Source organism: Paracoccus lutimaris (genome assembly GCF_003337565.1).
Classification (GTDB): domain Bacteria; phylum Pseudomonadota; class Alphaproteobacteria; order Rhodobacterales; family Rhodobacteraceae; genus Paracoccus; species Paracoccus lutimaris.
This window is the reverse complement of record NZ_QPJL01000077.1, coordinates 1-1,761: the sequence shown is the minus strand read 5'-3', so window position 1 is coordinate 1,761 and position 1,761 is coordinate 1. Positions and strand designations below refer to the sequence as shown.

The window sequence follows — 1,761 nt, the reverse complement described above, 5'->3', positions numbered from 1 at the left end:
CGCGGGTTTGATCGACAAGGGCTGTGCTCCGGATGGTTCGGGAAGGATGTTACACCGCAAATGCTATGAATTCAAATCGTGATCTGACGGAGGCCCGCGATGCCTGAGCAATCCCCCACCATCGACTGCGGCCACTGTGGCACGCCGGTCAAGCGCAGCGTCCGGACCTGCCCGGCCTGTCACGCACAGCGCGGCGTCGGCCGCATCGCCAGCGGTCGCGTCATCGGCCCGGAAAAGATCCCCAAGCTGCGGCGCCTGCTGGCGTTGTCTCTGGTGGGCATCGCGGTGTTCTGGGCGACCGGCGTGTGGGAAGGCGCCGTCGTCTGTGGTGCCGTCGCGCTGGGGCTGGTGTTCCAATCCGGCAGCGTGATCTTCAGCCGGGGACGGGAATATTGGTTCCGGTGAGGATCGCTGCCTGACCGTTTGCCCCAATTCTCGTTGATATTGCATGTCTTTCGCAGGAGTCCCGCATGAATCCCAAATCCCTTTTCCTCGGCCTGGCACTGGCCGCCCTCGCCAGCCCGGTCGCGGCCGAGACCTATCTCGGCCGCTGCAAGATGGGCGAATGCCTGCATTACGACCAGAGTGATCGTCGCGTCGAAGGGCAGGGCTCGTCGCGGGTTCCGGGCGAACTGGTCCGGGTCACGCTGCGTCAGGCGGTCTCGGACCGGCCCGATACGCCCACGGCGCGCCTGCAATTCGACGCGCCCTCCGAGGTGCGGTTCTTCTGCAGCACCGCCCGCCCGGCGTTTGGCCTGCAGGGTGGCGGCTATCAGGGTCTGAACCTTGGCCAGATCTCTGGCGCGACGGAACTGGTCGCGAACATGTATCTGCGCGCCTGTCATCCGGGCGTGGATCCCGGCCGGAACATCGAGGCGACGCTGCAAGGCATCGGCTATGTTCCGACGCCTGATGGGACGTTTGCCAGCTTTGACGCGCTGATCCGTTAACAGGCTGCGCGCCGGGGCCGCGATGCGCAACGCGCGCATCTGACGAACGCAATCCGCGTGCCGCGCACATGACACGCCGTCCAACAACCCCATGCACCAGATCACCCCGCCGCGTCGCCGCGCGGCGGTCATCCCGCTTTTATGCTTGTTTCCGGAGGACTGCCCATGCTCAAGACGCTCGCCCTGACCACCTGCCTCGGCCTGATCCTGTCCACCCCGTCGCTGGCCGAAACCTATACCGATCCCGATGCCGCCTGGTGGGGCGCCTTTCTGGAAACCCTCGACGGCACCGCGCCCGACCTAGAATCGCTGGCGCTGCAGGACCCCGAATATCTCGCCGCCGATGAGTTCAGCCGCGACGAGGCGCTGGTCAGGGTCATGGCCCGGCTCGCCGCCGACCGCGCCACGATCGACCCCGCCACCGCCGAGGTGGTGCTGTCGATCCGCGCCGAATTTGGCGATTATGACAACGTGCGCGGCGGCTTTCCGGTCAGCATCTTCACCCCGACCTCGCGCCTGCCGCTGCCCTTGGGCCGTAGCCTGTTCTTCCGCAACTGGCAGGATGTCGCGCTGTTCCCGGCGACGCGGGATGAAGGCCGGGCCCTGCGCCAGAAAATCGGCCAGGACAGCCTGCTGGCGCGGGTCGACATCCGCGACATCCGCAAATCGCAGACCCGCAGCGGCGGCTACGAAGGCCATGTCGCCCGCGTCACCTATTCCACCACCACGGGCAGCGAGATCGGCCAGATCATCCCGCCCGACGCCATCGCCGCAGATCCCGCTGTCGTCGCCGCACAGACCGAGGCCGCGC

At 66.7% G+C, this 1,761-nt stretch carries 3 protein-coding genes; all 3 read left to right on the top strand.

The annotated features are described in order from the left end of the window. The first annotated feature begins 99 nt into the window (after nt 1-99). Nucleotides 100-405: a hypothetical protein gene (locus tag DFP89_RS19940; RefSeq protein WP_114351037.1), complete on the top strand. Its 306-nt coding sequence runs from the start codon at nt 100-102 to the stop codon at nt 403-405. Nucleotides 406-470: 65 nt separating this feature from the next. Beyond that, nucleotides 471-950: a hypothetical protein gene (locus DFP89_RS19935; protein WP_114351036.1), complete on the top strand. Its 480-nt coding sequence runs from the start codon at nt 471-473 to the stop codon at nt 948-950. A 165-nt stretch (nt 951-1,115) separates the two neighbouring features. Beyond that, nucleotides 1,116-1,761 (top strand): hypothetical protein (locus DFP89_RS19930; RefSeq protein WP_147273378.1); only part of this gene is annotated, 646 nt, incomplete at its 3' end.